This is a genomic window from Rhodococcus sp. BP-261, from assembly GCF_019835205.1.
Classification (GTDB): Bacteria; Actinomycetota; Actinomycetes; order Mycobacteriales; family Mycobacteriaceae; genus Rhodococcoides; species Rhodococcoides kyotonensis_B.
Genome location: NZ_JABUCO010000018.1, coordinates 98,950 through 107,146, shown reverse-complemented (window position 1 = coordinate 107,146; position 8,197 = coordinate 98,950). Strand labels below are relative to the sequence as shown.

The following is an 8,197-nucleotide window of genomic DNA, read 5'->3' as shown; positions in this document are numbered from 1 at the left end:
GACACGGCCGACAACGACGAAGTAAGCGACGCAGCCGCGACCGCAGAAGAAACCGACACCGGCACCGACACCGAAGGCGCCGAGCAGGACGCGAACAGCACGACCACTGCCGCCGACGAAGGCGAAGGCGAGGAAGGCGACAGCGACGCGGTCGAGGGCGGGGCTGGTCACGACAGCGAGACCACCGAGACCGCCGAGAGTGGAATTCCTGCGGCCGAGACCGACGACCAGGTCGAGGAAAACCACAGCGACGCGGCCGACGACCAGGTCGAAGAAGACGGCAGCGAGGCGGCCGAAGGAACGGCCGGTCACGAAAGCGCCGAGCCGGAGGGTGATGCCGGGGACGCCGCGGCCGAATCCGAGAATGACCCCGCAGCTACCGGACGCCCGGCATCTGTCGATCATCTGACGTTCCACCCACTCGGACGCGGGCGACGCCGACGCGGACTACGCCTGCCGAAACCCGCTGCAGGCGCCTCTCGCGCACAGACTGTCCCCGCCGACACCGCACCCTACCGCGGCTCCTACACACTCATCGCCGCCCTCGAGAAAGCAATCGCCGCCAACCCCGCTGTCGCGCAGGCGCTCTACCCCGACGGCCACGGAGGATTCATCGAACCACCCGCCGGAGCACTGCAGTACAAGCCCCGCACACAGCTCGCCGACCTGGTCCGTCACCGCGACCGCACCTGCCGATTCCCCGGCTGCGACGTCCCCGCAGCCAGCTGCGAACTCGACCACATCATCCCCTACCTCCACCACGACCCCGCCCACGGCGGCTGGACGATCCTGACCAACCTGCACTGCCTGTGCCGCTACCACCACTCCCTCAAAACCATGGGCGCCTGGCACACCACCATGCTCGCCGGAGCCATCGAACACTGGACATCGAACTCCGACAGCACCGCCGTCACCCTCCCCGGAAGCAGCGTCGGCGCAACCGATCTCACCGGCCACACACTCACACCACACATACCCCGCAAACGCCGACCCACATGCGAAAAGACATCACACGAACCGGAATCGACAGCCCCACCGCCCGACGAGCCCGACAAAACCAGCGAGCCCGACAAGACCAACGCGACAGAAAAGACCAGCCAGGCCGAGAAGGCCAGCGAGACCACCAACCACGATCAACCCACCGACCCCTGGAACGTCGACATCACCGGAAAAGAAAGGGTAGACGCCGATGACCCAGCACCGTTCTGACACAGGCGATCCGACAACGACGATCCCCTGCCCCACCGTGATGGCAGGACAGGGGATCTACGCGTCATGGCCTGAGGTCGGGGGCTGCCATGTCTTGGTGCTGCGTGGCTCAGCCGGCGTAGGTGCTGAGGTCGTAGACAGTCGTGCCGTCGACAGTCGTGGCCGTGAAATTGGCGGCCACCCATTCTGCGATCTCGGACGACGTACTGTCCGAGCCACCGCCGGGACCGCCCGGTCCGCCCATGCCTCCGCCCTGACCACTCGAGATGTAGTACTTCACCTGATGGTCCGCGACATACGCGATGAACTGGTCGAGCGTCGGAGCAGGGTCACTGCTCCACCCACCGATCGCCATGACGGCCGTATCGGTAGCCAGCTCGTACGTCGCGGCCGACTGCGAACCGTTCACCGCGGCCGACCACGTGGTGCCGGCAGATTCGAGCAACTCGTTCACCGCATCGGACGATTGCGACGACATACCCGGGCCGCCGGACGGAGCGCCGCCGGACGGAGTACCGCCCTGGGTGCTGTCGGACACCGACGCGCCGGGCTGCTGACCATCACCCGTACCGCTGGGCACCTCACCGCCGGACATTCCACCGGCCGGCATCTCACCACTCGGCATTTCACCACCGGGCGCCTGACCGTCACTCGGCATCCGCATGCCGCCGCCACCCATGCCGCCACCCATGCCGCCGCCCATACCGGTATCCGAGACGGCACCGGTCGGACCAGCGGTCGGGATGGATCCACCATGCGCGGTCGCCGCCGTCGCGATGGCGTACGACGTCCCACCACCGAGTCCTGCCAGCGCCCCGACGATCAGCGCGACAGCCGCCAACTTCCGGAACCGACCGGCCGCAAGCCACAGCGCAGCTCCGACGACCGTGCCCACCAACAAGATCCATTTCAATGCGGGCAGCCAATCGGCATTGCGGTTCAGCAAGACCCACGACCAGATTCCGGCAGCGAGCATGACTGTCGCCAGACCCGCTCTGCCCCAGACCGATTCACGGCGCAACCACAGTGCGTACCCGCCCGTACCGATCAGACCTGCGATCGCGGGCGCCAGAGCCACCGTGTAGTAGGGATGAATCGTGCCGGACATGTAACTGAAGATCAGGCCCGTCACGAGGAACCAGCCGCCCCACAGCACGAGCGAGGCTCGCAGCAGGTCCGTCCGCGGCGCGCGACCGCGAGCAATCAACCCGAACACCAACGCGATCAGCGCAGCCGGAACGAGCCACGAGATCTCGATACCCATCTCGCTGCCGAACAACCGATCCAGGCCGGTGGCGCCGCCGAAACTGGAACCCGCAGCGGCGCCGCTCATTCCGCCGCCACCGCCCCCACCGCCGTTGCCGCTTCCTCCGAAGATGCGCCCGAGCCCGTTGTAGCCGAGCACCAGATCCAACACGGTGTTGTCCGTCGAACCACCGATGTACGGACGAGCATCGGCAGGCCACAACGCGACCGTCACGACCCACCACCCGGCACCGGCGATCAACGCCGCGAAAGCACCGACGAGATGCAGCAGGCGCGCACGCAGACGTGCTTGTCCCGCAACGAGATACGTCAGTCCGAACGCGGGCAACACCAGCAGGCCCTGCAGCATCTTCGTCAAGAACGCGAATCCCAGTGCGACACCGGCGAACGCGAGCCACATCGCAGCACGAAGACCGACCGCAGTCTGCAACGACCGCACCACGAAGTACGCGCCCACCGTCATCAGCAGCACCAGCAGCGCGTCGGGATTGTCGAACCGGAACATCAGAGCAGCAGCGGGAATCGACGCCAACGCAGCACCGGCCAGCAGACCGGCAGTCGGATTCGCGACCCGCTTCACCGCGGCATACACCGTCGCCACCGCGCCGACACCCATGAGCGCTTGCGGGACGAGCAGGCTCGCGCTGGAGAATCCGAAGATCCTCGCGGAGAGGCCCATCACCCACAGCGACGCCGGCGGCTTGTCGACGGTGATGAAGTTCGACGAGTCGAGCGAACCGAAGAACCACGCCGTCCAGTCCTTCGAACCCGCCTGCGCCGCCGCGGCATAGAAGGTGTTGGCGTAGCCGCTCGCAGTCAGATTCCACAGATAGAGCACCGCCGTGGCGACGAGCAGCGCGGCCAGCAGAACATGATCGCGGTTCGACGTGAAACGACGCGCGCGGCGGTGCCGAGACGCAGCGCGCGGCTGCGGAGTCGCTCGCGGTGGCAGAAGTGGTGTGGTCACGGTGGTCCTCCATCGAAGATGTCTTGTGACCAGAGTGACCCCGCTACTTGCGGCAGGCCTGGGAGCTCGCTCGAGGAAAGCAGTGAGTCTCGGGCGCCGTCGAACGAGGTACTACCGACGCTTCTCCTCCGATTCGGCCCCAGCCGCATCGTCGGAAGCGTCCTGAGCAGCCGCCTCCGCCTCCCGCTCCTGACGCGCGGCCGCGATGCCGGACATCGTCCGCAGCGGCACCTCCTCGACGAACAGCACGAGCACGAATCCGACGACCATCAGAATCGACACCGCCAGGAACACGTAGTCCATCGCGTTCGAGAAACCTATGCGGAACGGCTCGGCCAGAACCGAGTCGATCTTCTGGATGAACGACGAGTCGGTCAGCGCACTCCCCGCGACCGAGGAATCGTGCGTGATCAGTGCGTTCGCGAAGCCGGACTCGAGCGGATCACTGCTTGTGGCAGCCGTCTTCACAGCCTCCTGGAACTCGGGATCCGAACTGGCCGCCACGAGCGCATCCCCGGTCTTCGGAGTGAGCTGGTTGAACAGCATCGACAGAAACACCGCGACACCCAGCGTCGCTCCGATCTGGCGGAAGAACGTCGCCGCGGACGTCGACACACCCATGTCCTTCGGTGGCATCGCGTTCTGGATCGCCAACGTGAGGGGCTGCATCATCGACCCCAGTCCGATGCCGAACACAGCCATCACGATCATCGTCTGCCACAGCGGGGTGTCCGCACCCACGTAGTGGAACGCGAACATCGCAACCGCCATCAACGCGGTGCCGACGATCGGGAAGATCTTGTATCGGCCGGTCTTCGAGATGACGCGACCCGACACGATCGACGCGACCATGAGCGCCCCGACGAGCGGAAGCGTCTGATACCCGGCGAGCGTCGGCGACGAGCCCTTCACGACCTGCAGATACTGCGGCAACAGCGAGATACCACCGAACATCGCCGCACCGGCGATGACACTGACCGCGATACACAGCGCGAACAGCCGGTTCCGGAAGAACCGCATGGGGATGAGGGCGTCGTCGCGCATCTTGATCTCGACCAGAACGAACAGCACGACGCCGACGACACCGATGGCGAAGCATGTCGACGCGCGCGCCGACGTCCATCCCCAGACGCGGCCCTGCTCGGCGACGATCAGCAACGGGACGAGGCCGATGGTCAGCAACACCGCTCCCCACCAGTCGACGCGCGCCTCCCGCCGATACACGGGCAGATTCAGCACCCGCCACACCACGACGAGCGCGATGATGCCGAGCGGAACGTTGATGTAGAAGACCCAGCGCCACCCGGTGATCCCGAGGATCGACGACTGGCCGGCCAACAGGCCACCGATGACGGGACCGAGGACGCTCGACGTGCCGAACACGGCCAGAAAATAGCCCTGGTACTTCGCTCGCTCACGGGGCGGCACGATGTCGCCGATGATGGCCAGCGCCATCGACATCAGACCGCCCGCGCCGAGGCCCTGCACGGCCCGGAACGCAGCGAGCTCGTACATCGACGTCGCGATCCCACACAGCATCGAGCCGACGACGAAGATCGAGATGGCCGTCATGAAGAACGGCTTGCGCCCGTAGAGATCGGACAGCTTGCCGTACAACGGCGTCGACACCGTCGAGGTGATCAGGTACGCCGTCGTCACCCACGCCAGGATCGAGAACCCGTTGAGGTCGTCGGCGATCGTACGCACCGACGTCGACACGATCGTCTGGTCCAACGCAGCGAGGAACATGCCGAGCATCAGCCCGGACAGGATCGTCATGATCTCCCGGTGGCTGTACTCGCCGGAATCGGATGCCGTCACGTCAGGTTGGGATACCACGCTTGGTCACACCTTTACGTTTTGTTTGCTTACGTCATGCAACTAAAAAGCAGACCACCAGCATGCTCGCGGCCGGATGAGATTGCAAAGAGATTTCACCCGGCCGGGCACGTGAGAAGAGCAGAATTCGACACCATGCCCGACAACCAGGTTCAGGTTCGCAGAGTTGCGGCGCACTACGGCATTTCGCTGATCGTCCTCAACGTCGTCGCCGCGGTCCAGGTCGGATTCGTCGTCGCTCTACTGGCTCGATCCGAGTCGACGTCGGTGGCAGGTGTCCTGACCGACCCGGCCTACAGCGCATTCCGCTGGATCGTGCCGCTGGGCATCACGACCGGCGCAGCGGCAGGTGTCCTGCTGATCGTTCCCACTCTGCGGTGGGTCGCGCGCGGGGACGTCCCGACGGCAGGACAGTCCCGGCACGCTGTCCGAACACCGCTGCGTCACACGATCTCCCACCTGGTGATGTGGCTCGTCTTCGGTTTCGCGCTTGCGCTGCTGACCCACGACACCGATCGCGACATCACCGTGCTGATCGTCGTCGGCACGGTCTTCGGCGCCGTGACGACCGCGGGCACGGGCTACCTTCTCACCGAGCGAGCACTCCGCCCGGTGGCCGCGCTCGCGTCGGCGACGGCACCGAGAACGCGGCCGGAATCATCCGTCCTCACCCGGCTCATCGGCACGTGGCTGGTCTGCACGGCGATTCCCGTCGCGGCGATCACGCTCATCGTCGTCGTCCACGCCACCGGTACGCCCCTGAAGATCGAGGCACCCATCGAGCTCCCGATACTGATCGTGTCGGCGATCGCGCTGGCCACCGGCTTGCGCGGGACGATACTCGTCGCCCGGTCCGTGTCGGAGCCCGTCCGTGAAGTGAGCTCGGCCATGACGGAAATCGAAGACGGCAGAACCGACGTCGCGGTCCCGGTCTACGACGCTTCCGAGATCGGAACTCTGCAGCGCGGATTCAACAGCATGGCCGCCGGGTTGGCCGAGCGTGAGCGTCTTCGTGACCTGTTCGGTCGACACGTCGGCGCACAGGTCGCCTCGCGCGCGCTCGAGGAGTCGGACTTCCCCCGTGGCGACGTCCGCTACGCGGCGGTGCTGTTCATCGACCTCGTCGGGTCGACGTCGTTCGCCGTCGATCATCCGCCCGAACGCGTCGCCGAAGCATTGAACGAGTTTCTCGCGATCGTCGTCGAAACCGTCGACGACAACCTCGGCTTCATCAACAAATTCGAGGGCGACGCGGCACTCGCGATCTTCGGTGCGCCGCAGCCCATCGACGACCCGGCAACGGCTGCGTTGCGCGCCGCACGCGATCTGCGCGTCGCGCTGCAGGTACTCGACTCGATGGATTTCGGAATCGGCGTCGCAGCCGGACAGGTCTTCGCCGGCGACATCGGTGCGAAAACACGCTACGAGTACACCGTCATCGGCGAGCCGGTGAACTGTGCGGCGAGGCTGTCGGACCTGGCGAAGACCGAACCGTCGCGGGTCCTCGTCGCGGCGGATCTCGTCGACGTCGCCGCGGCCGACGAGGCCGAGCAGTGGCATGGCACAGGGCACGTCACGTTGCGGGGTCTGGCCGCGCCGACGGCCGTCGCGACGCTCGCGGGAAGCACTACCGGTCGCGAACGCGCTGAATGACCTCCCGCATCGTGTGCGGGTAGATGCCCTCGTCGGCCAGCTGACGACGAGTCTTGCGACGCGTCAGCAACACCCCGACGATCGCGACGATCCACACCGGGTACTGCGCGAGAAAGGCGACGCGGAACGCGTCGAACGTGTAACCGCCCAGCGCCTGCAGAATCCACCCGATCGCGGCGATCACGAGGAGCGACGCCGTGAACCCGCCGATGTTGACCATGCCCTGAGCCGTACCGAGGTTCGCGCTCGGGTTGAAGGTACGGGCGTAGTCGAACCCGATCATCGACCCGGGACCACCGACCGAGATGACGACGACCAGCAGCACCAGCAGCCACAACGGCGCGGGGCCGGGCAGCGCCAGCACGATGCCCCACATCGCGGCATTGCTGACCATGACGGCCAGCACCAACCACGACCGACGCATCGGATACCGGCCGGTGAGGATGCCGAGGCAGATGCCGGAGAACACCGACGACACCACCGAGATGGACAGCAACCCTCCTGCCGTCGACGCCGACAGACCCTGCCCGGACGTCAGGTACGGAATGCCCCACAGCAGCGCGAACACGGTGATCGAGAACTGCGTGCCCATGTGACTGAAGAAGCCGAGCCGCGTGCCAGGGCGCTTCCACACCTGGCCGATCGACCCGAACGTCTCCCGCAGGGACGTCGTCGATTCGACGACGTCGGCGCCGGCAGGTGTGTCCCGAATCAGGGACAACGCGAGCACGAAAGCCAACAGGCCGAGCGACGCGGCACTGCCGAACGCGAATGTCCACCCGGGTCCCTGCAGCAGAATCAGGAACGGCACCGCGGACAGAATTTGTCCCGACTGCCCGATCAGACCGGTCAGCTGCGACACGATCGGCACCTGACGCGGCGGGAACCATCGCGGCACCAGCCGCAGCACCGAGATGAACGTCAGGGCGTCACCGATACCGACGAGGGCACGGGCCGCGACGGCCACCGGCAGCGACTCCGTCACGGCCAGCATGACCTGCGCCGTCGTCATCAGAAGCGCACCGAGCGCGATCATCTTGCGCGATCCGACACGGTCCAACAGCAGTCCTGCCGGGATCTGCATCGCCGCGTACACGACGACCTGCAGCACGACGAACGACGACAACACCGCTGGGTTGATCGAGAAACGAGACGCCGCTTCGAGACCGGCGACGCCGAAAGCAGTGCGGTGAAGGATGGCGACGATGTACGCGAAGACGCCGACTCCCCACACGACCCACACCGTTTTCACTGTGAACATTC

4 protein-coding genes and 1 pseudogene are annotated in these 8,197 nt (G+C 66.0%); 2 read left to right on the top strand and 3 right to left on the bottom strand.

The window, feature by feature from the left end; translation table 11 throughout:
* Window positions 1-1,209, top strand: a pseudogene (locus tag HQ354_RS18675) (hypothetical protein); the annotation flags it as partial.
* A gap of 109 nt (window positions 1,210-1,318) precedes the next feature.
* On the opposite strand, the gene HQ354_RS18670 reads toward HQ354_RS18675, so the two are convergent.
* Both HQ354_RS18670 and HQ354_RS18665 read right to left on the bottom strand, forming a co-directional pair.
* Window positions 1,319-3,442 (bottom strand): ArnT family glycosyltransferase, encoded by a 2,124-nt coding sequence (locus HQ354_RS18670; RefSeq protein WP_374107348.1) that lies wholly within the window; start codon window positions 3,440-3,442, stop codon window positions 1,319-1,321.
* 111 nt (window positions 3,443-3,553) lie between these two features.
* The gene (locus tag HQ354_RS18665; protein WP_222635347.1) at window positions 3,554-5,221 is read right to left on the bottom strand and encodes an MDR family MFS transporter; all 1,668 of its coding nucleotides are present in this window, start codon (window positions 5,219-5,221) and stop codon (window positions 3,554-3,556) included.
* Between the two features lie 195 nt (window positions 5,222-5,416).
* Here HQ354_RS18665 and HQ354_RS18660 point away from each other — a divergent pair, with 195 nt between their 5' ends.
* The gene (locus HQ354_RS18660; RefSeq protein ID WP_068427775.1) at window positions 5,417-6,934 is read left to right on the top strand and encodes an adenylate/guanylate cyclase domain-containing protein; all 1,518 of its coding nucleotides are present in this window, start codon (window positions 5,417-5,419) and stop codon (window positions 6,932-6,934) included.
* Here HQ354_RS18660 and HQ354_RS18655 read toward each other — a convergent pair.
* Window positions 6,909-8,195 (bottom strand): nitrate/nitrite transporter, encoded by a 1,287-nt coding sequence (locus HQ354_RS18655; protein WP_068427773.1) that lies wholly within the window; start codon window positions 8,193-8,195, stop codon window positions 6,909-6,911. The genes HQ354_RS18660 and HQ354_RS18655 overlap by 26 nt on opposite strands.
* Between the last annotated feature and the right edge of the window lie 2 nt (window positions 8,196-8,197).